We start from the raw sequence: 25,838 nt of genomic DNA on the forward strand, positions 1-25,838 counted from the left end.
CCCTCGCCGCCGGCGTCCAGTGGTTGATCACCGGGGAGATATCTGGCCGCCAGCGGGGAGAACGCTGGCCGTCACCGGGGCGGTAAATGGCCGCCTACGGGGAGTTTGGACTGGCCGCTGTCAACCCAGCTCCGGGCGGGGTCGGTGCGGCGATTCGAGACCACAGGATAGTGGCGTAGGCGCCCGGCAGGGACGGTCTCGTCGTGGACGGGCGTGCCCTGACGTCGGGGACGGTCGCCCGCGCAACCCCGGGGGTCGGTCGTGATGCCAACCCGGCCACCATCCCGACCGAGCGGGCCGACTCGACCGGGGGTGACAGCACGCGACACCCTGGCCGGTGTCGATCGCATTGCGTCCCGAGGTGACCGGGCACGCCCGCGGGACGAACCGCCGCGACACCCCAGGCCGCCGACCCCACCTGCGGGTTCACCGTGTCGGCGGCGCCTGAAACCCGACCCCCCTGCGGCGGGCAGGTTCCAAACGGTTTCGAGCCGACGTTGACACACCGAACCCCGCGGCCCCACCGGAGGCCCCCGTGACCACCCCCGATGATCACGCCTCACCCCGCGTTCGGTCGAGCGACCGCGCCGGCCACCCACGACGACCGCGACGGGATCAGGCTCGCATCGCCTCGATACGGCAACACCCTCCATGCGGCCGCCCCCGCACCGAAGCCGTGATCACGCCTGCGCGTGGTGCAGCGCCCAGTCGAGGACGTCGTCGGCGATCTCCTCCCAGCCCTTCTGGGCCGGTAGGAGGTGTGCGAAGCCTTCGTACTGCCTGATCTCCGTGACGGTGTTCGACTTGTAGTGCTCGTGGTTGGACCGCTGCACCGCGGGCGGCATGATGTGGTCCTCGCCGCCGGAGACGAAGAGCAGCGGTGCGCGCGCGTCGTTGCGGTAGTCCACCCAGGTGTCCTGGTGGCCGGGCCGGAAGTTCGCCAGGACGCCGCCCCAGAGGATCCGGCCGCTGGCCGGGATGTGGTAGCGCTCGTACAGGGAGCGGGACTCCTCCTCGCCGAAGGTGTTGGTGAAGGCGTAGCGCCACTCCTCGAACGAGAGACCGACGGCCCGGTGCCGGTTGGCGGGGCTCCTGAGCACCGGGAGCGTGGACTTCACCTGCGAGAGCGGCAGGACCCGCACCCCCTCGGTCGGCGCCGAGTTCAGCGCCACGCCCGCGGCGCCGAGCCCGTGATCGAGCAGGATCTGGGTGAACGCACCGCCCGCGGAGTGCCCGATGATGATCGGCGGCGCCGGCAGCTCCTCGATCACGGACGTGAGGTGTCCGATGATCTCGGGCACGGTCACGTCGACGATCGGGGTCGGGTCGGCGTTCAACGCCTCGACCTCGACCTCGAAGCCCGGGTACGTGGGGGCGAGCACCCGGAAGCCGCGCCGCTCGTAGTGCGTGACCCAGTTCTCCCAGCTGCGCGGCGTCACCCAGAAGCCGTGCACCAGGACGATCGTGTCCGGCGCGCTCATGCGGGGCTCCGCAGGAAGGCGAGCAGGTCGTCGCAGAGCTGCTGCTTGTGGGTGTCGGTGATGCCGTGCGGCGCCCCCCGGTAGACGGTGAGCGTGGCGTTCTTGATCCGTTGTGCCGACGCCTTGCCGCCCACCTCGAACGGGACGACCTGGTCGTCGTCGCCGTGGATCACGAGCGTCGGCACGTTGAACGAGTCGAGGTCGGAGCGGAAGTCGGTGGCCGAGAACGCGGCGATGCACTCGTACGCGTTGCGGTGCCCGGCCTGCATCCCCTGCCGCCAGAACGCGTCGCGCACCCCCTGCGACACGTTCGCGCCCGGCCGGTCGTTGCCGAAGAACGGGCCGTCGGCGAGGTCGTGGTAGAGCTGCGAGCGGTCGGCGAGCGAGCCGGCCCGGATGCCGTCGAACACGGCGATCGGCACCCCGCCGGGGTTGTCGTCGGTCTGCAGCATGAACGGCGGCACCGACGAGACGAGCACGACCTGGGCCAACCGGCCGGTGCCGTGCCGGCCGACGTAGCGGGCCACCTCGCCGCCGCCGGTGGAGAAGCCGACCAGCGTGACGTCGCGCAGGTCCAGCTCCCTGATCAGGGTGGCCAGGTCGTCGGCGTAGGTGTCCATGTCGTTCCCGCCCCAGGTCTGGGTGGAACGGCCGTGACCGCGGCGGTCGTGGGCGATGGCCCGGAAGCCGGCATCGGCCAGGAACAGCTGCTGCGCCTCCCAGCTGTCGGAGTTCAGCGGCCACCCGTGGCTGAGCACGACCGGCCGGCCCTCGCCCCAGTCCTTGTAGAAGATCTGTGCGCCGTCGACAGCCGTGATGTGCGGCATCAGGAGGACCCCCTCAGGTCGGCACGAAGGCGACACCGAACGTAGGCAGCGAGGTCGTCCGATTGCCCGGCTGTGGGTGCACCGTTGTCGGCCTACTCTGCACAGTGGTCGGGACCGGCACGAGCGAAGGCGACCTCGCATGCCCTACCTCCTCGACACGGCTGCGCTCCCGGTCCGCGATCGGGTCGAGGCCGTCTTCGCCGCGATGAGCCAGGCATCGGCCCCGTGCTACGTGATCCACGAAGATCCGGACGGTGACGTGCACGCCCGGCTGGGGCTGTGGGACCTGGGCTCCGCCACGGTCTTCACCACCCGGGCCTCCGGGATCCGGTTGCTGCGCACCGTCCGGCACGCGAAGCAGGACGTGATGCCCGTCGTGGCGCTGTCGGTCCAGCTGCGTGCCCACGGGCGGCACGCGCAGCTGGCCCGGCAGGAGGTCGTCGCGCCCGGCGAGCTGATGGCGGTCGACCTGTCCGCGCCGTACGACTTCTCGTGGTCGGGCGACGGAGCCGCCGGGTGCGTCCAGATCCCGATCGACGAGCTCGGCCTCCCGGTCGACGTGATCCGCCGGGCCGTGGGCAACGTGCGCGGGAGCCCGCTCTACCGCCTGGTCTGCCGCCACGTCGCCCAGGTCGCAGCCGACGCCGACCGGGTCTGCGCCGACCCGGGGGCGCCCGCGCTCGGCGCCGCCAGCATCGAGCTGGCGAGGGCGCTGCTCGTCTCGGCCGCGCACGTGGACGCCCACGAGGTGCTCGCCGACACGTTGCTCACCCGGGTGCGCGCGTACGTGCGGCAGCACCTCACCGAACCCGACCTGGGGCCCGCCGCGATCGCCGCCGCGCACAACGTCTCGCTGCGGCACCTGTACAAGGTCTGTGCCCGCGCGGGCCTCAGCCTCGAACAGTGGATCATCACCGAGCGGCTGCGCGGAGCGCGGGTCGAGCTCGTGGCGCCGGAGAGCGCGCAGCGCGCCATCGGTGTGGTCGCCCGGCGCTGGGGCTTCCGCGACCCGACCCACTTCGCCCGCCGGTTCCGGGCCGAGTACGGCATGACACCGAGCGAATGGCGCCGGGAGCAGCGCTCCGGAAATCCGGGCGCCCGATATCGGAGGTGACGATACTGGGACATGGTCCAGAGCGAGCCGAGCGGGACCTCTACGCCGACCAGCACGGGGAAGGACGCGGCGTCGCGTCTCAGGGTTGCGCGGCAAGCCGCGGTGGACCGACTGAGAGGTGCGACGTGCCTGCATGGCGGTTGCAGCCGGCATGCTCGATGCGGAGGAGTGACGCCGTGCCACTGGCATTTCGCAATCTCGACATCACTCCGGATGCCCCGGTGTCCTCGTGGCCGACCGAGGCCGTCCAGGCGGCGCTGGAACGGGGGGATCTCGATGATTGGCGCCGGATCGTCGCCGAGGTGAATCGGGATCCGTGGGGCCGGACTGCCCGGCGGCTCGAAGAGGTGTTGTCCCACTCGCGCCCGTACGGCGTCGCCGACGCGATGGACGTCGTGCTCGCGCGGGCGCGGCGACGTGCCGAGGACGGGGAGCGGGAGCAGGTTGCGGTCGAGGTTCGGGATGCCATCGCTCGATCCGGCCTGGGTCGCTCGGAGTTCGCCTCTCGCATCGGGACCTCGGCGTCCCGGTTGTCGACCTACGCGACGGGGAAGGTCGCGCCGTCGGCGGCGTTGATGATCAGAATGCGCCGGGTCGCCGCCGACCGCTCTGGTGACGGCGCCGAGCACCCGTGATCTGAAGCCTCAGCGCCCCGCCGGCGGCGCGAGGCGGGAGCGGGTGCGCGCCGGGGTCGCCTCGGGCAGCTCGGCGAGGATCCCGGCGACGGTCGTCGCGGCGAGGTGCTGCCGCCAGGCGTCGTGCGCCTCGGCCATCTTGCGGGCGAGGATGCAGGTGTCGCGGCAGTCCTCGGGCCGTAGCGCGCCCCGCCCCCGCTGGCGGATCTCCCGGCACTCGTAGGGCGCGGCCGCGCCGTCGACGGCCTCCACGAGCTGCAGCAACGTGATCTCGGACGCCGGTCGGGCGAGGCGGAACCCGCCCCGCGGGCCGGTGGTCGCGGCCAGCAGCCCGGCCTTGACCATCGCCTGAAGCTGCTTGGAGAGGTAGGGCCCCGGCAGGTCGTAGTACTCCGCGAGCTGCTTCGCCGACGCGGTGTCGCCGGGCTCGAGCTGCGCCAGCGTCGTGGCGCAGTGCAGGACCCACTCGGTGCTCGCCGGCAACTTCACACGCACAGCTTATCGAAGATATTGCAGACCTATGAAGTCCGAGATAGCGTCGAAGGCATGCGGATCGCAGTAGCCGGTGCCACCGGCAACATCGGAGCACGCACCGTCGCCGCCCTCGAACGGGCCGGCCACGAGGTGGTGCGGATCAGCCGCTCGCTCGGCGTGGACCTGTCCACCGGCGAGGGGCTCGACGCGGCGCTGGCCGGGGTCGAGGCCGTCGTCGACGCCAGCAGCGGCCCGTCGTTCGGCGTGGAGGAGACGGTGGCGTACTTCGCCACCACCACGAGCAACCTGCTCGCTGCCGAGGAACGGGCGGGCGTGCGCCACCACGTCCTGCTCTCGATCGTCGGGGTCCACCTGGTCGAGGGCAACGCGCACTACGCCGGCAAGCGCGAGCAGGAGCGCCTGGTGGCCGCCGGCCCGGTGCCGTGGACGATCGTGCCGGTCACGCAGTTCCACGACTTCGCCGCGATGGTCGCGGGCTGGACCGAGCGGGACGGCGTCGCCACGATCGCCCCGCTGCTCGTGCAGCCGATCGCGCCGGCGGACGTCGCCGACGTCCTCGCCGAGATCGTCACGGGCGAGCCGCGGGGGCGCCACGTCGACGTCGCGGGGCCGGAGCCGCAGGACCTCGTCGACATGGCCCGGCGCACGCTCGAGGCCCGTGGTCGGGTGCCGAAGCTCGTGCCGACGTGGTCGGGCTTCTTCAGCCCCGAGATGGCCGGCGACGTGCTGCTGCCCGGCGACGACGCCCGCATCACGCCCACCACCTTCGACGAGTGGCTCGCGAAGTCGGCGTGAGCCCCGGGGACGATGAGTTCTCGACCCGGTGGGAGTCACAGTTGTCATGACCACGCACACCCTGGTGACCCCAGGCGTCGACCTCGTCTACGACGTCCACGGCGCGCTGCCGCCCGCCGGTGGGCGGCCGCCACTCGTCATGATCGGCCAGCCGATGGAGGCCTCCGGTTTCACGACGCTGGCCTCCCACTTCCCGGACCGCACCGTGATCACCTACGACCCGCGCGGTCTGGGGCGCAGCACGCGCAAGGACGGCCGGACCGACCACGATCCCGAGGTCCAGGCCGCCGACGTCCACGCCCTCGTCGAGGCGCTCGGCGCGGGCCCGGCCGAGGTGTTCGCGAGCAGCGGGGGCGCGGTGACGGCGCTCGCGCTCGTGGCGGCGTACCCCGACGACGTCACCGTGCTGGTGGCGCACGAGCCCCCGCTCATCCCGGTGCTGCCGGACGCCGACGCCGCCGAGCGAGCCCGCGCCTGGTTCCGGGACGCGTACGAGGCCGAGGGGCCGGGCGCCGGGATGGCGGCGTTCATCGTGATGACGTCGTGGGAAGGCGAGTTCACCGAGGAGTTCTTCGCCCGGCCCGCGCCGGATCCGGCAGCGTTCGGCATGCCCACCGAGGACGACGGAAGCCGCGACGACCCGCTGCTCTCCGATCTGTCCTGGGCGGTCAGCAGCTACCGTCCCGACGTCGCGGCGCTCGCCGCGGCGCGCACCCGGGTCGTGATCGCGGTGGGCGAGGAGACCGGGAGCACCTTCACCGGGCGCACCGCCGTCGCCACAGCCGGGCTGCTCGACCGGGAGGTCACGGTGTTCCCGAGCCACCACGGCGGGTTCATGGGCGGCGAGTTCGGCTACGCCGGTCAGCCCGAGGCGTTCGCCCGCAGGTTGCGCCAAGTCCTGCAAACCCCTTGAGGTGTCGGCGGCCGGTTCTAGGGTCGACGTCATGACGACCGAAACCCCGGCGGCGGAGCGCCACGCGCGGCTGCGTGCGCTCCACGTGCCCGGCCACCCGCTGGTCCTGCCGAACGTGTGGGATGCCGCGGGAGCCCGCGCGGTGGTGGCTGCCGGGTTCCCGGCCGTCGCCACCGCGAGCGCGGCCCTCGCTCCGGCACTCGGGTACGACGATGACGAGTCCACGCCGCCGGACGAGATGTTCGCGGCCGTCGCCCGGATCGTCCGTGCAGTGGGTGTTCCGGTCACCGCCGACATCGAGCGTGGCTACCGGCTGCCGGCGGGCGAGATCGCCGCGCGGCTGACGGACGCAGGCGCCTCCGGCTGCAACCTGGAGGACACCGACGCCCGCACCGGCGCGCTGGTGCCGGCCGAGGAACAGGTCCAGCTGCTCGCCGGGGTCCGGGATGCCGGCCCCGAACTGGTGATCAACGCCCGGGTGGACGTGTTCGTCCACGGCTCCGGGTCGCGCTCCGAGCAGGTCGAGGAGGCGGTGCGCCGAGGTCGCGCGTACGTCGAGGCCGGGGCCGACTGCGTCTACCCGATCATCATCGACCGGCTGGACGTCTCCGAGGTGCGCACGCTCGTCGAGCGGATCGGCGCCCCCGTCAACGTCGCGTACCTGCCGGGCGGGCCGTCGCTCGCCGAGCTCGCCGAGGCGGGTGTGGCCCGGGTCAGCTTCGGGCCGGGCCTTTTCCGGCTGCTGCACGGCCACCTCGAGGCGGCGCTCCGCGCGATCGCGGCCGGCGACAGCCCCTACCCCGCCGCCTGATCCGCCCATGCCGGACGGTGGGTTGACCGAGGTGGCGGACGAGTTCGCGCAGGTGCGGCCGCGCCTGTTCGGGATCGCGTACCGGATGCTCGGCAGCATCGCCGACGCCGAGGACATCGTGCAGGACGTCTGGGTGAAGTGGCAGGGGCACGATCGCGCGTCGGTCCGCGACGCCACCGGCTTCCTCGTCACGATGACGACCCGGCTGGCGATCAACGCCACCCAGACCGCCCGGGCGCGCCGGGAGACCTACGTCGGCCCGTGGCTCCCGGAGCCCGTCGACACCACCGCCGACCCGGCCCTGGGAGCGGAGCGGGGCGAGGCCCTCGAGAGCGCGGTCCTCGTGCTGCTGGAGAAGCTCACGCCCACCGAGCGCGCCGCCTTCGTGCTGCGGGAGGCGTTCGACCACCCGTACGACCGCATCGCCGAGGTGCTGCAGAGTGCTGGGCACCCGCAACGGCGAGCCGGTGGTCTGGTTCACCGTCACCGGTACCGCCGAGGGCATCGACCGGATCCACTGGGTCATGAACCCGGCGAAGCTGGAGCGGATCGCCGCCGCGGTACGGACGAACGCCCCGTAGCGGCCCACACCGGCCGTGACGTGGGACGATCGCGGACGTGACCAGCAAGCCCGCCGAGGCGGAGCGCCTGCGCGACCTCGCGCGGCTGCGCCGTGTCCGCGACCGGATCGACCGGGAGTACGCCAACCCGCTCAACGTCGAGGCGCTCGCCAGCGGGGTGAACATGTCGGCAGGCCACCTCAGCCGCCAGTTCCGGCTCGCGTACGGCGAGTCGCCCTACTCCTACCTGATGACCCGGCGCATCGAGCGCGCGATGGCGCTGCTGCGCCTCGGCGACCTCAGCGTCACCGAGGTCTGCTTCGCGGTCGGCTGCTCGTCCCTGGGCACCTTCAGCACCCGCTTCACGGAGCTGGTCGGCGTGCCGCCCAGCGTCTACCGGCGCGAGTCGGCGGGCGAGGTGGCGGGGATGTCGCCCTGCGTGGTGAAGCAGGTGACCAGACCGATCAGGAATCGAGAAGCACCCGCCCGCGAGCCGCACTTAACGTGACCGCTATGGACATCACCATTCACCAGGCCTACCTCCCGCACGACGACCCGGAGGCCGCCCTGGCCTTCTACCGCGACAAGCTGGGTTTCGAGGTCCGCAAGGAGGTCGAGTACGGCGGGCTGCACTGGATCACGGTCGGCCCGCCCGGCCAGCCCGACACGGGGATCGTCCTGCACCCGCCGGCCGCCGACCCCGGTATCACCGACGACGAGCGCCGCACCATCGCCGAGATGATGGCCAAGGGCACCTACGCCGGCATCAACCTGGCCACCAAGGACCTCGCCGGCACCTTCGAGCGGCTGCAGGCCGGCGACGCCGACGTCGTCCAGGAGCCCACCGACCAGCCGTGGGGCACCCGCGACTGCGCCGTCCGCGACCCCGCGGGCAACATGATCCGCATCTTCGAGGTGCGCTGAGGATGAACCCGCACCAGTGGGTGCGGCCGTACGCCTCCCGGCGCCGCGCAGCTCTCGAGCGCTGAGCACGCGCCCCACCCACCACACGGAGAGATGATGAGCACGGCCACGAGGACCGACACGCAGTCGCCTGCGCTGCACGTCGCCGACAGCCACGACCTGATCCGCGTGCACGGCGCGCGCGAGAACAACCTGGAGGACGTCAGCGTCGAGCTCCCGAAGCGCCGGCTGACGGTGTTCACGGGTGTCTCCGGGTCGGGCAAGAGCTCGCTGGTGTTCGGCACGATCGCCGCGGAGTCGCAGCGGCTGATCAACGAGACCTACAGCGCGTTCGTCCAGGGGTTCATGCCGACGCAGGCGCGGCCCGAGGTCGACGTGCTCGACGGCCTCACGACCGCGATCATCGTCGACCAGGAGCGGCTGGGGGCCAATCCCCGTTCCACCGTCGGCACCGTGACCGACGCCAACGCGATGCTGCGCATCCTGTTCAGCAGGCTCGGGCAACCGCACATCGGCTCGGCCCAGGCCTTCTCCTTCAACGTCGCGTCGATCAGCGGGGCGGGTGCCGTCCAGTTCGAGCGCGGCGGCCGGACCGTCAAGGAACGTCGCGAATTCAACATCGTCGGCGGTCAGTGCCCGCGCTGCGAAGGTATGGGCAGGACCTCCGACTTCGACCTCACCCAGCTCTACGACGACAGCAAGTCGCTCAACGAGGGTGCGCTGCTGATCCCCAACTACACCGGCGACAGCTGGTACGGCACGATCTTCCGGCAGTCCGGCTTCCACGACCCGGACAAGCCGATCCGCAAGTACACCAAGCGCGAGCTGAACGACCTGCTGTACAAGGACCAGACGCGGATCAAGGTCAACGGCGTCAACGTCTGGTACGAGGGGCTGATCCCGCGAATCCAGAAGTCGATGCTTGCCAAGGACCGGGACGCGCTGCAGCCGCACATCCGGGCGTTCGTGGACCGGGCGATCGCCTTCTCCACGTGCCCCGAGTGCGACGGCACCCGCCTGTCCGAGACGGCCCGGTCGTCCAAGATCCGCGGGATCAACATCGCCGACGCCTGCGCCATGGAGATCAGGGACCTGGCCGAATGGGTCCGCGGCATGGACGAGCCGTCCGCCGCACCGCTGCTCGCCAAGCTCCTGAACTCGCTCGACTCGTTCGTCGAGATCGGGCTGGGCTACCTCTCGCTCGACCGGCCGTCGGGCACGCTGTCCGGCGGTGAGGCACAGCGCACCAAGCTGATCCGCCACATCGGCTCCGCGCTCACCGACGTCACCTACGTCTTCGACGAGCCCACCATCGGCCTGCACCCGCACGACGTGCAGCGGATGAACGACCTGCTGCTGCGGCTGCGGGACAAGGGCAACACGGTGCTCGTCGTCGAGCACGAGCCGGACACGATCGCGATCGCGGACCACGTCGTCGACCTGGGCCCCGGCGCCGGCACGGCAGGCGGCACGGTCTGCTTCGAGGGCACCGTCGAGGGGCTGCGGGCCAGCGGCACCGTCACCGGCCGCCACATCGACGACCGCGCCGCCGTCAAGGAGTCGGTGCGCACGCCGACCGGCGCCATGGAGATCCGCGGCGCGTCGACGCACAACCTGCGCGACGTCGACGTCGACATCCCACTCGGGGTGCTCGTCGTCGTCACGGGCGTCGCCGGGTCCGGCAAGAGCTCGCTCGTGAACGGGTCGATCCCGACCGACGGGGGCGTGGTGTCGGTCGACCAGACCGCGATCCGCGGATCGCGGCGGAGCAACCCGGCGACCTACAGCGGGCTGCTCGACCCGATCCGGAAGGCGTTCGCGAAGGCCAACGGCGTGAAGCCGGCGCTGTTCAGCGCCAACTCCGAGGGCGCCTGCCCCGCCTGCAACGGCGCCGGTGTCATCTACACCGAGCTGGGCTTCATGGACACCGTCTCCTCGACCTGCGAGGAGTGCGGCGGGAAGCGGTTCCAGGCCGCGGTGCTCGAGTACCACCTCGGCGGCCGCGACATCAGCGAGGTGCTCGCGATGTCGGTGGCCGAGGCACTCGCCTTCTTCGGCGAGGGCGAGGCGCGCACGCCGTCCGCGCACGCCGTCCTCGGCCGGCTCGCCGACGTCGGGCTCGGCTACCTCACCCTCGGCCAGCCGCTCACCACGCTCTCCGGCGGCGAGCGGCAGCGGCTCAAGCTCGCCACCCGCATGGGCGAGAAGGGCGGCGTCTACGTCCTCGACGAGCCGACCACCGGCCTGCACCTCGCCGACGTGGAGCAACTGCTCGGCCTGCTCGACCGCCTCGTCGACTCCGGCAAGTCGGTCATCGTGATCGAACACCACCTGGGGGTCATGGCGCACGCCGACTGGATCATCGACCTCGGCCCCGGCGCCGGGCACGACGGCGGCCGGATCGTCTTCGAAGGCACACCCGGCGACCTCGTCGCCGCCCGCTCCACGCTCACCGGCGAACACCTCGCGGCGTACGTGAGGGCCTGACCGAGAACCACCACCGCGAGCCACCAGGGAAGCGGGTCAGGTCAGCGCGGCGAAGCTGATGAAGTCGTCGCCCAGCACCATGCCCGGTCCGATCGCGAATACGAAACCCCAACGGGGCGACGACCCACATCGCGGGTCGCCACGGCTTCTCTGCCGGCCTCGTTCCGTCGATGCCGCCCGTGGCTGACGAGCAGGCCGATTTCGAAACGAGGTCTTGATGCCAGTGACCCCTGCCCTCCTCCGTTCGGTATCCACAGCCCGCGTCGTCGCATTCTGGATGACCACGGTCATCATCGCGACGGAGTCCGTGGTGGGCGGCTTCTGGGACGTTCTCCGGATCGACTACGTGCGCGACGTCCTGGAGGTGCAGCTCGGCTATCCGCCGTACGTGGCGATCATTCTCGGGGTCTGCAAGATCCCGGGCGGCCTGGTGTTGCTCGCTCCCGGGCTTCCGCGGCTCAAGGAGTGGGTCTACGCCGGCATCATCTTCATCTACACCGGGGCCGCCATATCGCACCTGGCGGCCGGTGAGCTCGTCGACGCTGCTGGTCCGATGGGCTTCGCTGCCCTGACGATGGCGTCCTGGGCCCTGCGTCCGCGCTCGCGCCGCAACTTCGCGGCCGGGTCGTGGATTCTCGACCGCCCGTTCGCCCGGGTCGCGATGAGTGGCCGGCCCGCGATGATCGGGTACTGGGCAACCACGGGCGTCATCGTCTTCGTGTTGCTGACCGGCGGCGCGGCGGACCTGATGCGTCGACCGGAGACAGCCGCGGGTGTGGTGGCCCTCGGCTATCCGCTGTACTTCGTGTCGATCCTCGGGGCCTGGAAGCTTCTCGGCGTCGCCGCCTTGCTCGCCCCGCGCTTCCCGCGGCTCAAGGAATGGGCCTATGCCGGTGCGTTCTACAACTTCGCGGGAGCGTTGATCTCACACCTCGTGTCCGGGTCGGACACGGTTCATGTCATCTGGACGGGCCTGTTCAGCGCCTGCGCCCTGGCGTCGTGGGCATCGCGTCCCCGGGAGCGCCGGGAACTCGGCGCCGGCCCCGGCGCGGAGACGCACAAGGACCCGGACGGCAACATCATCGGGCACGTCCAGCCGGCCTGACGCACCGACAAGTAGGTGATGTGCCACCTCTTCGCGGGTGGGCTCGACCATCCGCCCGGAACGGAGAAGGGACCACGTCCATGTCGTCAGAAGCCGGCTTTGCGCCGCAGGACCTCACCGGCACCCACCGCCGGAGCCCGCGCCTGACCGCGGCCATGCGGGTCACCGCAACGCTGCTCGCGGTCGTGCTGCTGGCCCAGGCCGTCACCGCCGGACTCCTGCTCTCGGTTCCCGGCGGCCGGGCCGTTCATGCCGCCACCGTGGCGCTCGTCATGATCACCGGCTTGGCTCAGCTCGTTGCGGCGATCCTGGTGTGGCGACCCGGCGCCGGGTCGCCGCGGTTCGCGATCGGCAGTGCGCTCCTGCTGGTCCTGTTGATCGCCGAGGTGATGGTCGGTGAGGCGGGAGTCACGGTTCTGCACGTACCGCTCGGGGCGGCGCTCCTCGCGGCGAGCGCAGTCCTCGTCGCGCAGGTCTGGTCCCGCTGAGCTTCGGGCACCGGGCTCGCGCACCCCTCAGCGCGGCCTGAAGTCCATTGACGGCGAGGTCGATGTACCCGCGCCATGCGCCGCAGCAGCTTCCGGCCCGCCTCCAGGAGGCCGGCCCGGATCGAATGATCCGGGCCGGGCACTCATTCGGCCTGCTGATCAGCTCGCCATGGTGGCGAATGTGCCGGGCACATAGGAACCACCCTTGGTGCGTGTGATGACGAGGAGCCGGTTGGCGGCGTTGATCATGGCGACCACGTAGAGCAGGGCGGCGATCTGGTCGTCGTCGTAGTGTTCGCGCGCCTGTGCCCAGGTCTCGTCGGACACTCCGTGGTGGGTGTCGGCGAGCCGGGTGCCCTCCTCGGTGAGCGCCAGCGCAGCCTGCTCGGCCTCGGTGAACACGGTGGATTCGCGCCAGGTGGCGACCAGGTTGATCCGGACCGCGGGTTCACCGGCGGCCGCCAGGTCCTTGGCGTGGGCGTCGACGCAGAATCCGCAGCCGTTGATCTGGCTGGCGCGCAGCGACACCAGCTCCACGACGGTCTTCGGCAGCGTTGACTGCATGACCGCCGCGCTGACACCTGCGAACCGCTTGCCGAGCGTGGCGCCGAGCTCGTTGTCGTTCAGGTTGAAACGGGGCTCCATGACATCGTCCTCACTCGTGGTGTTGCGTGCTTACGACCATGAGATGCCGGCAGTCCGAGCTTCCTGACAGCACGATCACGTGACGCGGAACACCGCACCCCGGTGTCAGAAAACGACGAGGCCCGGCGTCTTGTGGGCGACACAGTCGAGAGCGGCAGGAGCCACCCATGGCCGAGGAGCGCGGAGGGACGGACCCCGCTACCGGGGCGTTCATCGCCCACCGCAACCTGCTGTTCACCGTCGCCTACGAGATGCTCGGCTCGGTCGCCGACGCGGAGGACGCCCTGCAGGAGACGTGGCTGCGGTGGACTGGAGTCGACCTCGACCTGGTGCGCGACCAGCGGGCATACCTGGTCCGGATCACCACCCGCCAGGCGCTCACCCGGCTGCGCACGCTCGGCAGGCGCAAGGAGTCCTACGTGGGCCCCTGGCTGCCCGAACCGCTGCTCACCGCGCCCGACGTGGCCGAGGACGTCGAGCTGGCCGACAGCGTGTCGATGGCGATGCTGCTGGTGCTGGAGACGCTCACGCCGACCGAGCGGGCGGTGTTCGTGCTGCGCGAGGTGTTCGACCTGCCATACGGAGAGATCGCCGAAGCCGTCGACAAGACCCCGGCCGCGGTCCACCAGATCGCGCACCGGGCGCGGGCGCACGTCGCCGCCCGCCGACCGCGCGGCGCTGCTTCTCCGGCCGAGACCCGAGAGGCGCTCGCGGCGTTCCGGCGGGCGGTGGAGACGGGCGATCTGCAGGGCTTGCTCGACATCCTCGCGCCGGATGTCGTCTTCCTCGGAGACGGAGGCGGAGTGGTGCAGGCGGCGCTGTCGCCCATCGTGGGTGCCGACCGGGTGGCCGCTCTGCTGGTCACGAGCCGGCTGGGCGGGGGCGCCGCCGCTGCGCCGCTGCGCCCGGCACACGTCAACGGCCACCCGGCGTTGGTCCTGCGGCTCGAGGGCAAGATCGACACCCTCATCGCGGTGCGCATCGACGACGGCCTCATCACCGGGCTGTACGCCGTGCGCAACCCCGAGAAGCTTTCTCAGCTGGAGCGGGAGACCCCCCTGCGCCGCTGATCCCCGAACCCCCGTTCCACCAGGGGCGCACGGGCGCGGCTCAGGTGGGTCGTTACCGGGGGAGCCAGCCTCGGCGGTGCGCCTCGATGCCGGCCTCGAACCGGGACGCGACGCCCATCGTGTCGAGCAACTCGGCGACCCGGCGGCTGTAGGTGCGGGACGACATGCCCAGCGACGTCGCGGCGCGATGGTCCGTCTGCCCGGACGCGAGCCGCTCCAGCACCGGCGCGAGGTGCTCCGGCAGCCCGCCTGTCAGCTGCTCCACCGCGCGCCCCGCGCGCCACAGCAGCGCATGCAGCCGTGCCAGCAGCGCGACGACGACCGGGTCGGAGATGATCAGGAGGCCGTTGACGAGTACGGCCAGATCCAGTGGCACGACCGCGACACGGCGGTCGAACAGGCAGATCTTGAACAGCAGCTCGTCTACCACGCGGGCACGGCCACCCGCATGCCACATCAGCGAGGGATGATCGGGCAGGTCGACCTCGACGCCGGCGGCGGTCGTCAGCTGGTTGACCCGGACGCCCCGCTCGACCATGCCCTGCATCGCCGCGCCGGCACGCACCAGGATCCTCTCGGGCACGCCTGCCCGGTGGCACATGCTGAAGTCGTCGAACCCGTCGTACCGCCGTGTCGCCCGCGCCATCGGCCCACCGGTCAAGATGTCCCAGATCTGGTCCGGCGAGCCCCGGTGCACCTTGCTGTGCGGGCGCTCGCCCCGAGCGGCGTAGAACGCCGACTCGTCCAGCGCAGAGTGCACCAAGTCGGTGGCACGCTGGATCGACGGGGATGTCACCCGGCGGAGTGTATGTCATCACCTCGGTTCACCCATCCGGCGCAACCCGTTCAGCGTGGACGCGGGAGTCCTCATGCCACGGTGGCGCTCATGTTCACGACCGGTCGAGGGCGTGATGGTGTCGCGGCGACACGATCTCGCGGACGATCGTGGAGGAGACGGCCGAGTGGCAGAACCGTCCGGCGATCTTCGTGGAGGCGATCCTCAGCAGGTGGGCGAGCAACTGTCGCTGTTCCCGCAGCACTGGTCGATAGTGGTCGCCGCGCGAATACCCCCGTTATCGGCTGCACTGCCGAGCCTATCCAGAGGCCCGGGTGCCGTTGGTCGACCTCACACCACCCGGGTGTTGTCGACCGAAGCCGGCGCGCCCAGGCTCCGGACGGCTCGCGTTTCCACCGTGCGCCCCGCCGGTTGCAGGGTGGCATGTTGTCGCCAACCGCGACCCGTCACGCAGCGCGTCGCGCCAGGATCAGTGTGACTCGAATGCGTCCCGCTCGGCTCCTCGAGCGGTGGCCGCCGCCGGATCTGAAGGGGCAGCGTGGCACTATCGATGGCTGTCCTGACGGACCACGAGGAACAACGTTCGGTCTGCTGCTGTCGGCTGCGCTTCGAGCCACTCGAGATCTACGGCCGTCGTCGCGGGGCCGACGCCGCGCCGCGGGGGCCACGGCCGATAATTGGATCGTCCAACGTGGACACGATGCCTCGTTGGTTCTGCAGTGTTTCGCGGTCATGTTGCTAGGCCGGGCAGAGTAAGAGCAGTTCCCGGTTTCAATCGAGCGAGGTCCACCTCGATTCGTGGCTTTCGAGCGGTTCGGTGCGGCAATCGCGCACGCTGCGGGGGACGGCGTGGAGTAGCAGTTCGACGACATACACCGGCTGGACCCCGACGTTGTCGCTGCTGCTCAGTGCCTTGTCGACGGTGCGGGAATGTCGGCTGGTGGTGGTCGGGGCGTATCGGACGCAGCAGCTTTCGGCCCGCCCGTCCGGGGTCGAGTTGCGCGCCGTGCTGGGGCGGTGAGCAGAACCTGCTGTCCTCGCCGCGGTCTGCGTCCGCACCGGGGCAACCCGCTGTTCGTTCGCAAGATCGCCAGGGTGCTCGACGCCGACCAGAAGGTGGTGCTCACGCACCTGGACGAGGCGCTTGCGAGCCGGTGTAGCCGACGAATCTGTCGCAGTGGGCTTCGTTCTCGACGCGGACCCCAACCCGACGATGTTGGGAGTGGTCGTCTCGATGGCGGCCGGCGTCACGCCGGCCGGGACGGCGCGCACCGCCGGACCACCAGCACGAGGACACCTGAGTGCTGAGACGAAGGGGGAAGGGCCTGTGTTGACCGCGAGAACTCTCGCCGAGGCGGACATCTACGTGAACCTCGGGACCGCGGCGGACGAGACGCTGTCGATGGCTCCGCCCGAGAGGGCGATCATCGAGGGGGAACAAGCGTGGACGGTCCGTACGCCGTTCGGTGACATTGCAGTCCCGTACGTCTCCGAGCACGTGGCCCGGACGGTCGGCGCGACGTTCGGGATCGGTGTCTCACGGCTGATCGACGCCGGTCAATGGATCGTTGTGGCCAACTCCTTCGAGAGCCTGGCGCTCGAGGCCCTCATGGAATACACGGCGCGGCCGGGTCAGGATCCCACGGCGGTGGAGCTGAACTGGCAATCCGCCACGGAGGCGATCGGTGAGGCGATCAAGTTCCTGCCCGAAGGCGCGGATCGGCTGCCGGAAAGGGCGTTCTGGTCCGCGCTGGGGTTGAAGCTGCTGCGCGAGGATCCCGACCACATCTCCCGGGCCCGCCTGGTCGACAATCAGGAGTACTACGCCGGCGTTCTGGAGGACTTCAGGGCCTACGGGCAGATGCCCTGAGCCTCTCTGTGGGATGACGGTCACGGACGCGGCAACGTCCGTCCCAATCGCGCCAACGGCGCGAAGGCCATGAACATCGGTGACAACGCGAGCGCAACGGGCGTCAGGAGCATGCTGACCCACGACCCCCACTGCGCCGCCGCCACCCGCCCAGCAGCGGGCCCAGCGGCGTCAGCCCTCATCCCCGGGACTCGATCACCCGCCAGTACGCGCGATTCGCCGTGCGGATCGCTGCGCTGAAGGTGGCCTCGGCCGCACTCCACGCATGCAGGTCGGCCGCGGTCCCCCAGACGCAGTCCTATCTCGCCCTAGGGCGCCTCGCTCACCGAATAGCGGTAGAGGAAGGCGCCACTGTCCACGGTCGAGCCCCAGCCGCCTCGCCACATCCTGATCCGGATCTGCCCCGCCGCCTCGTTCTGCATGGGCTCCACCTCAGCGCAGGTGCGCCAGCCGCTCACCCAGTGCCTTGAACTCCTCGTCGCCGTGGACGGAGACCCGGCCGCCGACGGAGTCCGCGCCGACGGCGCGCAGATCCGGCCGGTGCCCCAGCTCGACATCGCGGCCGGGGGCGGCCAGCTCGTGGGGCGAGGGGCGCCACCAGTAGACCTGGCCGCTGATCGGCTTCACGCCGTCGGCGACCATCCGGCCCGCGAGCGTCTGCAGCGCCGCCAGCGCGAGGAACGGGTGGTTCGTGCCGATCCGGTGCACCAGCACCACCTGCGGCACCGGGAACGCCACCAGCGCGCCGTCGGTGAACGGTGCGTCGAGGTAGCGGGTGAGGACGTGGACGTGGCCCGCCATGTACTCGTGGGTGCCGCCGATGTGCAGCATCGGTACGGGGGCGTCGTTGCCGAAGCGGTCGAGGGTGAACGGCTCCTCCACCGTGGCGAGCACGGCGTCGCGGAACAGGCGCTCCTCGTTCGCTCCGGGCTCGCGCGGCATGAGCAGCATCGAGTCCGAGGTGTCGATCGCGACGATCTCCCAGAGGCCGGGGGCGAGCTCGCGGCTGACCATGTCGTTCACCAGCTGTTGGGGAAGGTCGGTGCGCACCCGGAGCCGCAGCGACTCCGGCTGCGGCGGAGCGGCCGGCGCAGGTGGCTGACGGGTCTCCACCGGTTCCTGATGAGACCTGGGCGCAGTGGTCGGCGTCGTCGAGTTGCTGGCATGCGCCGAACGTGCGCCGGATCGGAGTTCGGCCACGTGTCGCTGGCACAGATCCAGGAACTCCGCGTCGCCGCCGGCGGTCACCTTGCCATCGGTTGTCGGCGGTGAGATCTCCACCGGTCGCAGGTCGGGCCGGTGTCCCGGGTGGACCTCCCCGATGGGGCTGGCGAGCTCGCGGTCCGTGGGCTTCCACCAGTAGATCTGGGTGCTGAGCGTGCCGCCCTTGGCGAGGTACCCCTGCAGCACCTGGGCGGCCAAGATCGCATGCGTGGTTCCGGTGATCGGCACCGCCAGCATGATCTCGGGCGTCGGGAAGCCGACCACCGCCCCGTCGTCCAGGGGGATGTCGAGATGGCGGGTCAGCACGTGGGCGTGGGCCGCGACGAGGGGATGGTCAGTCTCGATCTCGATGACCTCGACGTCGATGGGACGCATCACCGTCCGCCGATAGGGCATCCCGACCGAGTTGGCGATCGCGACGCGAAACAGCTCGTCCTCGTCAACCTGCGCCCCTGGATCGCGATCGAGGCTCCGGGCGCCGTCGCCGTCGCCGACCCAGACAACCTCCCAGAGACCGAGCCCGAACCGCCGGGCGACGGACTGCTGCAGCATCGATCCCGGTTCAGGGGAGTCCGGGCCGGTCTGCAGGCGTAGCCGCAACGACTCCGGCCGCGGAGGGCCGACCGGCCCACCGGCCGGCACCCGTTCCAGCCGGATGGGCCCGTCCCCCGGGCCGAGCAGCCCCATCCGCTGCAGCTCCTGCTCGACGGCCTGACGCTGCGACTCGTTCGCTTCCTGATCACGCTTGCGCCGACGTCCGAACACGCGATCCCCCGGTCCCGGAGCACGTGCTCCGCCGGCCAGACGTTAGCGCGTGCCGATCGCACGAGGACGGCGACGACGTGACCATCACGGTCACGCTGCCGGCAGACGATCTGCCCGCGATCGCCGACGCCGCGCGCAACCTGCCGACCCAACGCCCACCACAGCCAGCTGACCAGTACAACAGCTCAGCGCTGTTTGTAGATGCTGGTGGTGCCCCCGGCAGGATTCGAACCTGCGACACCCGCTTTAGGAGAGCGGTGCTCTATCCCCTGAGCTACGAGGGCTTGCGGGGCTGATCCTAGCGACTACCGCTGCCGCCGGGCGGTGCGGACCTCGACGGCCAGGGACCCCTGCTGTCCAGGGCGGTCTGGAGCTGGTTGATCAGGGCGCCGCTGGAGCGGGAGCTGCGTTCGTCGAGGATCCCGGTGGCGGCCATGTCGGCCAGCGCCTGGCCGAGGGCGACGTCGTCGTCGCCGGGCCCGGCGGTGCCGGCGACGAACACCTCGAGCGCGCCGACGCCCCGCGATCGTCGCTGCATCGGGAAGGCGGGCCCGCCACGAGCGCATCGCCGAACCGCACCGCCGGTTGCAGGAGCGTCACCTCTCGTCCGCGCGGGTGCACCTCACCTTCGCCGACCGGCTGCCGCCCGAGTACAGCTTCGACCTGCCGCTGGTGGATCGTCCGGGCGCACGCCTCCGCGTCGGACCGTGGCACCGAACACGTCACCGCCCAGATCGTCAGCCGGGAGCTGCGCCTCGACCGAGGGCTCCACCTAGTCTGGGCCCTCGTGGACGTACGCAGCCTCGTCGAGATCGCCCCGCGGGAACGGTTCACGCGGATCTGCACGCTCACGGGCGCCGGGATCAGCGTGGCGGCCGGGCTCGGGACGTTCCGCGGTCCGGACGGGCTCTGGACGCTCTCGCCCGAGGTCGAGCGGGCCATGCACGCCCACCTGCTGCCCGGCAACGTCGATGCACTGTGGGACGTCTGGGGCGGCATGTGGAACACGGCCGCGGCCGCCGGGCCGACGCAGGCACACCGCGCGCTCGCGGCCGCCGGGGCCTCGGTGATCACGCAGAACGTCGACGGGCTGCACCAGGCCGCGGGCTCGGTCGACGTCGTCGAGCTGCACGGTTCGGCCGGGCGTGCCCGCTGCCTCGACGACGACTTCTGCGGCTGGACCGGGCCCGCGGACGAGGCGCGGCGCGGCGATCCTCCGCTGTGCGGGCGGTGCACCGAGCCGGCACGGCCCGCCGTCGTCCTGTTCGGCGAGATGCTCGACCCGGAGGCGCTCGGCGCGGCGCGGCGGCTGGTGTCCGCGTGCGACCTCTTCCTCGCGGTCGGCACGTCGGGCCGGGTGGCGCCGGCGTCCTGGCTGGCGCCGACGGCCCGGGCGGCCGGCGCCTACTGCGTGAACGTCGACCTGCACCCGGACGGGCCCGTCGACCCGGCCTTCCACGCCCGCGTCGTCGGGGACGCGCAGGACGTGCTGGCGGAGTGGGCGCGATAGCGGGACGGAGCTCCCACAAGATCCATCCGACATCGACCTCGTTGCCCGGCCAAGGGCTCCCACGCGCTTCTCGCAACGATCAAGCCGGTCGAGATCACGCGGAACGCCCGTCCGTGGGCGCCGAGCCCGATGTCGGTTCGACCAAGCCATCCAGGCCGTGGCGGCCGTCGCCGAGCACCTGTCCGCACACGAGGGCTTCGCTCTCCGTCGAGAAGACGTCCTGCTCGTCCATGTCGTCACGATGCGTGCGCCCGCACGGTCATGGCGAGGAACGTTGCCGTTCCGGCAACGCGGCCCACTCGTGGTGCGGGCCCTCGTGCAGCGCCGCGTAGACGCGGTCCCGCACGGCGTTGGCCCGGGCGTCGGTGAGGGTCCGGTCCAGCGGGCGCAGGACCAGCCGCAGCAGCAGGTTCACCTGGCCGGGCCGAGAGCCGAGGCGGGCCCGAGCGGAGGCGGGGAGCCGTTCGTGGGGCGTGCGGGCCAGCACGGTCAGGCTCTCCAGGACGTCGGCATCGGATCCGAGGGCGGAGCGGGCCCGGTCGCCGAGCAGCTCGCCGTCGACGGCCGCCGCGACGACGATCGAGAGATCGCGCCGGACGGCCGGCAACATCGACACCGGGCGCCAGGGAGTGAGGTCCAGCATCTGCTCCGCGATCCGCGGGTCGGCCGCCCGGAGCAGCCTGATGTCCGGTACCCCCTTGCGCAGCATGACGGCACGGTCCAGCCCCATGCCCAGGGCGAGCCCGTGCCAGCGGTCCGGGTCCAGCCCCGCCGTGGCCAGCACGTGCGGCGCGGCCAGCCCGCACTCGGCGAGCTCGACCCAGCCGCCACCGACCCGGACGTCCAGCTGCCGCCCCTGCTCGGTGTACGGGTGCCGGGCGGGCACGGCGCGCCAGTGGGTTCCGGGTAGGACGGCCTCGACGAGCGTGCCGAGCATGTCGTCCAGGTCGACGTCGGCCCGGGCGATGCGCCACAGGTCGACCTGGTGCGGCTCGCCGACGTGCATGCGGTCGATGACGTCGCGCCGGTACACCAGACCCGGCAGCACGAGCAGGACGTCCGCGGGTGGGTCCGGCTCGGCGGCGAGCGCACGCAGCGCGGGCGGTACGCCGGCCGTGGTGTGGCTGCGCAGCATGACGGTGTCGCCGAGGTAGCGCGTGTAGCGGGACTCGCGGGTGATCGCGGACGTCGAGTAGCCGAGCCGGTCGTAGTTGTCCTCGACGGAGACGGCGGGCGACGAGCGCAACACGCGCACGGCGCAGCCCCACCGGGTGGCGAGCGCGTCGACGGCGGCGTCGAGCAGGAGCCCGGCGGCGTGGGCCCCCTGGGCGGGGTCGGTCAGGTCGCGCAGCGCGAGGGCGGCGGCGACGTGGTCGGGGGACGGGATGGCGGGCACGGCGATCCTCACGGAAGGTGGCGGATGGGCTCACCCCCGGCCGCCCCGGCGCGCGGATCAGGCGGATGCGTCGATGCCCGCGCGGCCGCACCGCGGCCGGGGGCACGGAAATCGCTGCGCGCACGCCATGGGGTGAAGGTAGCGCGGTCGGGCTCGGTCCGCTCCTGAATTCGCTGGTCACCCGCGCGGGGAACGTTGCCCGCGACACAGCCACCTCTCAGGCGCGTCTCAGATCTCGCGTCCACACTGACCGCATGCGCATCCTCGTCGTGGACGACGACCGGTCCGTCCGGGAGTCGTTGCGTCGCTCCTTGGCCTTCAACGGCTACCAGGTCGAGCTCGCCGGTGACGGCCAGGCGGCCCTCGACGCCGTCCTCGCGCAGCGCCCGGACGCGATGGTCCTCGATGTGATGATGCCGCGACTCGACGGGCTCGAGGTGTGCCGGCGGATGCGTGCCGCGGGCGACGCGCTGCCGATCCTCGTGCTCACGGCCCGCGACGCCGTCTCCGACCGGGTGGCCGGCCTCGACGCGGGGGCCGACGACTACCTCCCCAAGCCGTTCGCCCTCGAGGAGCTGCTCGCCCGCCTGCGCGCGCTGTTGCGCCGCCGTTCGCCGGAAGACATCGCCGCCGCCGCCGGCCAGAGCAAGCCGCTGGAGTTCGCCGATCTCTCGCTCGACCCCGACACCCGCGAGGTCCGCCGCGGCGACCGTCCGATCAGCCTCACCCGCACCGAGTTCTCGCTGCTGGAACTGCTGCTCACGAACCCGCGCCGGGTGCTCTCCCGCACCCAGATCCTCGAGCAGGTGTGGGGCTACGACTTCCCGACCACCGGCAACGCGCTGGAGGTCTACATCGGCTACCTGCGGCGCAAGACCGAGGCCGAGGGCGAGCTGCGGCTGATCCACACCGTCCGCGGCGTCGGGTACGTCCTGCGCGACACACCGCCGTGACCTGGCCGGCCGCGCCACCGCGGCACGGCAGGACGAACGGGTCGGCCAGGCTGGAGGCGTTCAACCAGGTCTCGCTGCGCACCCGGGTCGGGGTGCTCGCCGCACTGGTGGCGGCGCTCGTGGTGGTGCTGGTGTCCGTGGCGGCGTTCGTCACGGTGCGCGTCAACATCCTGCAGACGCTCGACGCCAACCTGCTCCAGCGCGCGTCCGCCGCGGCGCAGAGCGAGCTCGCCGACCCGCAGCAGCTCGCCACGATCCCCACCGAGGTGCTCGGCGCCGGCGACATCCGGCTGGCGCTGCTGCTCGCCAACGGGCCGGCGATCTCGGCCGAGGGCGCGGCGTCCGCCCCGCCGCTGGGCGGGGACGAGCTGGAGGTCGCCAAGGGCGACGTCGACTCCTCGACGCGCACGGCCACCGAGGACGGCGTGCCCTACCGGGTGGTGGCCGTGCAGGCCGGTCCGGGGCAGGCGCTCGTGATCGCCCAGCGGCTCGACGCCACGCAGCAGGTGCTGACGAAGCTCGGGTTCGCGCTGCCGATCGTCGGCGGGGTCGGGGTGGTCATCGCGGCGCTCGCGGGTGCGGCGATCGCGCGGGCCGGGCTGCGTCCCGTCGACCGCCTCACCGCCGCCACCGAGCGCGTCGCCGCCACCGGCGACCTGCGGCCGATCCCGGTGGAGGGGTCCGACGAGCTCGCCCGGCTGACCGCCAGCTTCAACGAGATGCTCGGCGCGCTCGCGGCGTCCCAGGAACAGCAGCGGCGGCTCGTCGCGGACGCCGGGCACGAGCTGCGCACCCCGCTCACCTCGATGCGCACCAACCTGGAGCTGCTCGCCTCCGCCAGCCGCCCGGGGGCGCCGAGCCTTCCGGATGCCGAACGCGCGGAGATCCTCGACGACGTGCAGGCCCAGGTCGCCGAGCTGTCCACGCTGGTCGGCGACCTCGTCGAGCTGGCCCGCGAGGACACCCCGATGGTGGTGCACGAGCCGCTCGAGCTCACCGAGGTCGTGCTGCGGGCGCTCGAACGGGCACGGCGGCGGTCCGGTGACGTCGAGTTCGACCCGGCGCTCGTGCCGTGGATGCTCACCGGCGACGCGACGGCCCTCGAACGCGCCGTGCTCAACCTGCTCGACAACGCGGCGAAGTGGAGCTCACCCGAGGGCCGCGTGCGCGTGCAGATGCGGCCGCTCGACGAGTGGTCGGTGGTGCTCGAGGTCGCCGACGGCGGGCCGGGCATCGCAGACGAGGACCTGCCACTGGTGTTCGAGCGCTTCTACCGCGCCGCGACGTCCCGCACGATGCCCGGCTCCGGGCTCGGGCTCGCGATCGTCCGCCAGGTCGCGGTCCGGCACGGCGGCGCCGTGTGGGCGGGTCGTGCTCCGGAGGGCGGAGCCCTGCTCGCGATGCGGCTGCCGGGGCACCGGCTGTTCACCTGACCCGGAAGATCGCTGCAACCGCCGGAGCGTCGCTAGGCTGGTCTCGCACGTCCCCCTGACGCGAATTCGGTGATGGCATGGCGAACCACCCCCCCGACCACCACGACGGGGCTGTGGGAGGGCCGCACGACGGTCTGGCACCGAACGGCGGCGGGGTTCCGGCGGGCGCCACGGCGGAGATCCCCGCGCCCGTCGGGTGGCAGGGACCGGCGAACGGCCTGCCCGAGCACGGTGCGTACGCGCCGACCAGCCAGTGGTCCGGCGGGTGGCCGGCGCCGCCTCCCGACCCGTGGTCGCAGCAGGCACAGAGCGCCTGGTACGGCGCGCCTCCCGCGCCTCCCGCGCCTCCCGCGCAACCTCAGAACCCCTACCACCCGCCGCAGAACACCGCGTACGGCCCGCCTCCCGGCGCGTACTACCCCGAACCGCCCGGCGGCTCCGGTTCGCCGCGGCGGGGCACGCTGATCGCGCTCGCGCTGGTCGCGATGCTGCTCTCCGGCGCGATCGGCGGGGTCGTCGGCCACTCGCTCGCAGGCAGCGGCCGGGGCGGCTCGATCGGCGTGCTCGGCGACCCGCTGCCGTCACTGGACGAGGCCGCCGCCCCGACCACCCCGGTGGAGGCGGTCGCGGCGCGCGTGCTGCCGAGCGTCGTGCAGCTGCGGGTCGAGGGGCCCACCGCGGTCGGCGAGGGCTCGGCGATGGTGCTCTCCGCCGACGGTCTGCTCCTCACCAACAACCACGTCGTGGAGGAGGCGGCCGACGCCGGCACGGTCACGGCGGTGTTCCAGGACGGCACCACGGTCGCCGCACTCATCGTCGGCCGGGATCCCAGCTCCGACGTCGCGGTGATCCGCGCCCAGAACCTCTCCGGGCTCACACCGGTCGAGCTCGGCAACTCCGACTCGGTTCGCGTCGGACAGCAGGTCGTGGCGTTCGGGGCGCCGCTCGGGCTGGGTGGCACCGTCACCACGGGCATCATCAGCGCCGTCGACCGGGCCGTGAACGTCGGGGAGGAGACCGGCGCCAACACACCCACCGTCCTCAACGCCCTGCAGACCGACGCCGCGATCAACCCCGGCAACTCCGGCGGCCCGCTGGTGGACATGGAGGGCAAGGTCGTCGGCATCAACTCGGCGATCGCCACCACCGGCGCGCAAGGCGGGTCCATCGGCGTCGGCTTCTCGATCCCGATCAACCAGGCCCGGCGGGTCGCCGAGGAACTCGAGCGCACCGGTCGCGCGTCCCGAGCCGTTCTCGGGGTCACCGTGGCCGACGACCCGCGGCAGGCCGGCGCGATCATCCGGGGCATCACCCCCGGCGGCGCGGCCGAGCTGGCCGGTATCCGCGAGGGCGACGTCGTGCTGCGCTTCGGCGACCAGCGCATCTCCACCGGCACCGACCTGCAGGCCGCCGTGGGTTCCCGGGCGCCGGGCGAGGTGGTCGAGGTGCAGCTCGGCGATCGGACGGTGCAGGCCACCCTCACGGCCGCCCCGAACTAGCCGGCGTCGGGGCTTCCGCAATACGGGTTTCGCCCCACTAGG

General features: G+C 71.8%; 28 protein-coding genes and 1 tRNA gene. 17 read left to right on the forward strand and 12 right to left on the reverse strand.

The window, feature by feature from the left end; translation table 11 throughout:
* Window positions 1-680 precede the first annotated feature (680 nt).
* Together ACU436_RS40455 and ACU436_RS40460 are read right to left on the reverse strand one after the other, a co-directional pair.
* The gene (locus ACU436_RS40455; RefSeq protein WP_459032458.1) at window positions 681-1,481 is read right to left on the reverse strand and encodes an alpha/beta hydrolase; all 801 of its coding nucleotides are present in this window, start codon (window positions 1,479-1,481) and stop codon (window positions 681-683) included.
* Window positions 1,478-2,308, reverse strand: a complete 831-nt coding sequence (locus tag ACU436_RS40460) for an alpha/beta fold hydrolase (protein ID WP_459032459.1) — start codon at window positions 2,306-2,308, stop codon at window positions 1,478-1,480. Before ACU436_RS40460 ends, ACU436_RS40455 begins: the two co-directional genes overlap by 4 nt.
* 139 nt (window positions 2,309-2,447) lie before the next feature.
* On the opposite strand from ACU436_RS40460, the gene ACU436_RS40465 reads away from it, so the two are divergent.
* Both ACU436_RS40465 and ACU436_RS40470 read left to right on the forward strand, forming a co-directional pair.
* The gene (locus ACU436_RS40465; protein ID WP_459032460.1) at window positions 2,448-3,422 is read left to right on the forward strand and encodes a helix-turn-helix domain-containing protein; all 975 of its coding nucleotides are present in this window, start codon (window positions 2,448-2,450) and stop codon (window positions 3,420-3,422) included.
* Between the two features lie 125 nt (window positions 3,423-3,547).
* Window positions 3,548-4,057, forward strand: coding sequence for a helix-turn-helix domain-containing protein (locus ACU436_RS40470; protein WP_459032461.1), 510 nt, complete (start codon window positions 3,548-3,550; stop codon window positions 4,055-4,057).
* A 9-nt stretch (window positions 4,058-4,066) separates the two neighbouring features.
* Here ACU436_RS40470 and ACU436_RS40475 read toward each other — a convergent pair whose 3' ends face one another.
* Window positions 4,067-4,546: an RrF2 family transcriptional regulator gene (locus tag ACU436_RS40475; protein ID WP_459032462.1), complete on the reverse strand. Its 480-nt coding sequence runs from the start codon at window positions 4,544-4,546 to the stop codon at window positions 4,067-4,069.
* A 57-nt stretch (window positions 4,547-4,603) separates the two neighbouring features.
* Between ACU436_RS40475 and ACU436_RS40480 the strand changes: the two genes are divergently transcribed.
* The 9 genes from ACU436_RS40480 to ACU436_RS40520 all read left to right on the forward strand — a co-directional run bounded on the left by ACU436_RS40480 (window position 4,604) and on the right by ACU436_RS40520 (window position 12,635).
* Window positions 4,604-5,347: an SDR family oxidoreductase gene (locus ACU436_RS40480; RefSeq protein WP_459032463.1), complete on the forward strand. Its 744-nt coding sequence runs from the start codon at window positions 4,604-4,606 to the stop codon at window positions 5,345-5,347.
* Between the two features lie 46 nt (window positions 5,348-5,393).
* On the forward strand, window positions 5,394-6,260 hold the full coding sequence (locus ACU436_RS40485; protein ID WP_459032464.1) for an alpha/beta fold hydrolase: 867 nt from the start codon (window positions 5,394-5,396) through the stop codon (window positions 6,258-6,260).
* A gap of 31 nt (window positions 6,261-6,291) precedes the next feature.
* On the forward strand, window positions 6,292-7,071 hold the full coding sequence (locus tag ACU436_RS40490; protein WP_459032465.1) for an isocitrate lyase/PEP mutase family protein: 780 nt from the start codon (window positions 6,292-6,294) through the stop codon (window positions 7,069-7,071).
* A 31-nt stretch (window positions 7,072-7,102) separates the two neighbouring features.
* Entirely contained in the window at window positions 7,103-7,693 is a 591-nt protein-coding gene (locus ACU436_RS40495; RefSeq protein WP_459032542.1) for a sigma factor, read from the forward strand.
* Window positions 7,690-8,139, forward strand: a complete 450-nt coding sequence (locus tag ACU436_RS40500) for a helix-turn-helix transcriptional regulator (RefSeq protein WP_459032466.1) — start codon at window positions 7,690-7,692, stop codon at window positions 8,137-8,139. Before ACU436_RS40495 ends, ACU436_RS40500 begins: the two co-directional genes overlap by 4 nt.
* Before the next feature lie 5 nt (window positions 8,140-8,144).
* Complete coding sequence (locus ACU436_RS40505; protein WP_459032467.1) at window positions 8,145-8,555, forward strand: VOC family protein; 411 nt, start codon at window positions 8,145-8,147, stop codon at window positions 8,553-8,555.
* 96 nt (window positions 8,556-8,651) lie between these two features.
* Window positions 8,652-11,042, forward strand: coding sequence for an ATP-binding cassette domain-containing protein (locus ACU436_RS40510; protein WP_459032468.1), 2,391 nt, complete (start codon window positions 8,652-8,654; stop codon window positions 11,040-11,042).
* A 277-nt stretch (window positions 11,043-11,319) separates the two neighbouring features.
* Window positions 11,320-12,147, forward strand: a complete 828-nt coding sequence (locus tag ACU436_RS40515; protein ID WP_459032469.1) for a DoxX family protein — start codon at window positions 11,320-11,322, stop codon at window positions 12,145-12,147.
* Between the two features lie 80 nt (window positions 12,148-12,227).
* Entirely contained in the window at window positions 12,228-12,635 is a 408-nt protein-coding gene (locus tag ACU436_RS40520; RefSeq protein ID WP_459032470.1) for a hypothetical protein, read from the forward strand.
* Between the two features lie 159 nt (window positions 12,636-12,794).
* On the opposite strand, the gene ACU436_RS40525 is transcribed toward ACU436_RS40520, so the two are convergent.
* On the reverse strand, window positions 12,795-13,280 hold the full coding sequence (locus ACU436_RS40525) for a carboxymuconolactone decarboxylase family protein (protein ID WP_459032471.1): 486 nt from the start codon (window positions 13,278-13,280) through the stop codon (window positions 12,795-12,797).
* 167 nt (window positions 13,281-13,447) lie between these two features.
* Between ACU436_RS40525 and ACU436_RS40530 the strand changes: the two genes are divergently transcribed.
* Window positions 13,448-14,350, forward strand: coding sequence for an RNA polymerase sigma-70 factor (locus ACU436_RS40530; RefSeq protein ID WP_459032472.1), 903 nt, complete (start codon window positions 13,448-13,450; stop codon window positions 14,348-14,350).
* 52 nt (window positions 14,351-14,402) lie between these two features.
* On the opposite strand, the gene ACU436_RS40535 is transcribed toward ACU436_RS40530, so the two are convergent.
* From ACU436_RS40535 to ACU436_RS40545, 3 genes are all read right to left on the reverse strand, one after another.
* Window positions 14,403-15,146, reverse strand: coding sequence for a helix-turn-helix transcriptional regulator (locus ACU436_RS40535; protein ID WP_459032473.1), 744 nt, complete (start codon window positions 15,144-15,146; stop codon window positions 14,403-14,405).
* A 94-nt stretch (window positions 15,147-15,240) separates the two neighbouring features.
* Window positions 15,241-15,390, reverse strand: a complete 150-nt coding sequence (locus ACU436_RS40540) for a hypothetical protein (RefSeq protein WP_459032474.1) — start codon at window positions 15,388-15,390, stop codon at window positions 15,241-15,243.
* A 527-nt stretch (window positions 15,391-15,917) separates the two neighbouring features.
* A complete protein-coding gene (locus ACU436_RS40545) occupies window positions 15,918-16,277 on the reverse strand; it encodes a hypothetical protein (protein WP_459032475.1) in 360 nt (119 codons plus the stop codon).
* 46 nt (window positions 16,278-16,323) lie between these two features.
* Here ACU436_RS40545 and ACU436_RS40550 point away from each other — a divergent pair, with 46 nt between their 5' ends.
* Window positions 16,324-17,016, forward strand: coding sequence for a hypothetical protein (locus tag ACU436_RS40550; RefSeq protein ID WP_459032476.1), 693 nt, complete (start codon window positions 16,324-16,326; stop codon window positions 17,014-17,016).
* A gap of 432 nt (window positions 17,017-17,448) precedes the next feature.
* Here ACU436_RS40550 and ACU436_RS40555 read toward each other — a convergent pair whose 3' ends face one another.
* The 3 genes from ACU436_RS40555 to ACU436_RS40565 all read right to left on the reverse strand — a co-directional run bounded on the left by ACU436_RS40555 (window position 17,449) and on the right by ACU436_RS40565 (window position 19,543).
* The gene (locus tag ACU436_RS40555; RefSeq protein ID WP_459032477.1) at window positions 17,449-19,005 is read right to left on the reverse strand and encodes a hypothetical protein; all 1,557 of its coding nucleotides are present in this window, start codon (window positions 19,003-19,005) and stop codon (window positions 17,449-17,451) included.
* A 208-nt stretch (window positions 19,006-19,213) separates the two neighbouring features.
* Window positions 19,214-19,289, reverse strand: a tRNA-Arg gene (locus ACU436_RS40560).
* A gap of 14 nt (window positions 19,290-19,303) precedes the next feature.
* Entirely contained in the window at window positions 19,304-19,543 is a 240-nt protein-coding gene (locus ACU436_RS40565) for a hypothetical protein (protein WP_459032478.1), read from the reverse strand.
* A gap of 249 nt (window positions 19,544-19,792) precedes the next feature.
* Here ACU436_RS40565 and ACU436_RS40570 point away from each other — a divergent pair, with 249 nt between their 5' ends.
* Window positions 19,793-20,515 carry an SIR2 family NAD-dependent protein deacylase gene (locus ACU436_RS40570; RefSeq protein WP_459032479.1) on the forward strand — a complete coding sequence of 241 codons (723 nt, stop codon included), beginning with the start codon at window positions 19,793-19,795 and terminating at the stop codon, window positions 20,513-20,515.
* 94 nt (window positions 20,516-20,609) lie between these two features.
* Here the strand turns inward: ACU436_RS40570 and ACU436_RS40575 are convergent, their stop codons facing one another.
* Both ACU436_RS40575 and srmL read right to left on the reverse strand, forming a co-directional pair.
* A complete protein-coding gene (locus ACU436_RS40575) occupies window positions 20,610-20,747 on the reverse strand; it encodes a hypothetical protein (protein WP_459032480.1) in 138 nt (45 codons plus the stop codon).
* Window positions 20,748-20,774: 27 nt separating this feature from the next.
* Window positions 20,775-21,911 (reverse strand): PheS-related mystery ligase SrmL, encoded by a 1,137-nt coding sequence (gene srmL, locus ACU436_RS40580; protein ID WP_459032481.1) that lies wholly within the window; start codon window positions 21,909-21,911, stop codon window positions 20,775-20,777.
* Between the two features lie 254 nt (window positions 21,912-22,165).
* Here srmL and ACU436_RS40585 point away from each other — a divergent pair, with 254 nt between their 5' ends.
* From ACU436_RS40585 to ACU436_RS40595, 3 genes are all read left to right on the forward strand, one after another.
* Window positions 22,166-22,864 (forward strand): response regulator transcription factor, encoded by a 699-nt coding sequence (locus tag ACU436_RS40585; RefSeq protein WP_459032482.1) that lies wholly within the window; start codon window positions 22,166-22,168, stop codon window positions 22,862-22,864.
* Complete coding sequence (locus ACU436_RS40590; protein WP_459032483.1) at window positions 22,861-24,297, forward strand: sensor histidine kinase; 1,437 nt, start codon at window positions 22,861-22,863, stop codon at window positions 24,295-24,297. The genes ACU436_RS40585 and ACU436_RS40590 overlap by 4 nt, the downstream gene beginning before the upstream one ends.
* A gap of 77 nt (window positions 24,298-24,374) precedes the next feature.
* Complete coding sequence (locus tag ACU436_RS40595; protein WP_459032484.1) at window positions 24,375-25,796, forward strand: S1C family serine protease; 1,422 nt, start codon at window positions 24,375-24,377, stop codon at window positions 25,794-25,796.
* Window positions 25,797-25,838: the final 42 nt, after the last annotated feature.

The organism is Pseudonocardia wallangbongensis (genome assembly GCF_054486945.1).

Excerpts from the sequence above, each read along its gene's own strand:
- ACU436_RS40455 (WP_459032458.1), bottom strand. The coding sequence starts at position 1,481 with ATGAGCGCGCCGGACACGATCGTCCTGGTGCACGGCTTCTGGGTGACG.
- ACU436_RS40460 (WP_459032459.1), bottom strand. The coding sequence starts at position 2,308 with ATGCCGCACATCACGGCTGTCGACGGCGCACAGATCTTCTACAAGGAC.
- ACU436_RS40465 (WP_459032460.1), top strand. The coding sequence starts at position 2,448 with ATGCCCTACCTCCTCGACACGGCTGCGCTCCCGGTCCGCGATCGGGTC.
- ACU436_RS40480 (WP_459032463.1), top strand. The coding sequence starts at position 4,604 with ATGCGGATCGCAGTAGCCGGTGCCACCGGCAACATCGGAGCACGCACC.
- ACU436_RS40485 (WP_459032464.1), top strand. The coding sequence starts at position 5,394 with ATGACCACGCACACCCTGGTGACCCCAGGCGTCGACCTCGTCTACGAC.
- ACU436_RS40490 (WP_459032465.1), top strand. The coding sequence starts at position 6,292 with ATGACGACCGAAACCCCGGCGGCGGAGCGCCACGCGCGGCTGCGTGCG.
- ACU436_RS40505 (WP_459032467.1), top strand. The coding sequence starts at position 8,145 with ATGGACATCACCATTCACCAGGCCTACCTCCCGCACGACGACCCGGAG.
- ACU436_RS40510 (WP_459032468.1), top strand. The coding sequence starts at position 8,652 with ATGAGCACGGCCACGAGGACCGACACGCAGTCGCCTGCGCTGCACGTC.
- ACU436_RS40515 (WP_459032469.1), top strand. The coding sequence starts at position 11,320 with ATGACCACGGTCATCATCGCGACGGAGTCCGTGGTGGGCGGCTTCTGG.
- ACU436_RS40520 (WP_459032470.1), top strand. The coding sequence starts at position 12,228 with ATGTCGTCAGAAGCCGGCTTTGCGCCGCAGGACCTCACCGGCACCCAC.
- ACU436_RS40525 (WP_459032471.1), bottom strand. The coding sequence starts at position 13,280 with ATGGAGCCCCGTTTCAACCTGAACGACAACGAGCTCGGCGCCACGCTC.
- ACU436_RS40530 (WP_459032472.1), top strand. The coding sequence starts at position 13,448 with ATGGCCGAGGAGCGCGGAGGGACGGACCCCGCTACCGGGGCGTTCATC.
- ACU436_RS40565 (WP_459032478.1), bottom strand. The coding sequence starts at position 19,543 with ATGCAGCGACGATCGCGGGGCGTCGGCGCGCTCGAGGTGTTCGTCGCC.
- ACU436_RS40575 (WP_459032480.1), bottom strand. The coding sequence starts at position 20,747 with ATGGACGAGCAGGACGTCTTCTCGACGGAGAGCGAAGCCCTCGTGTGC.
- ACU436_RS40585 (WP_459032482.1), top strand. The coding sequence starts at position 22,166 with ATGCGCATCCTCGTCGTGGACGACGACCGGTCCGTCCGGGAGTCGTTG.
- ACU436_RS40595 (WP_459032484.1), top strand. The coding sequence starts at position 24,375 with ATGGCGAACCACCCCCCCGACCACCACGACGGGGCTGTGGGAGGGCCG.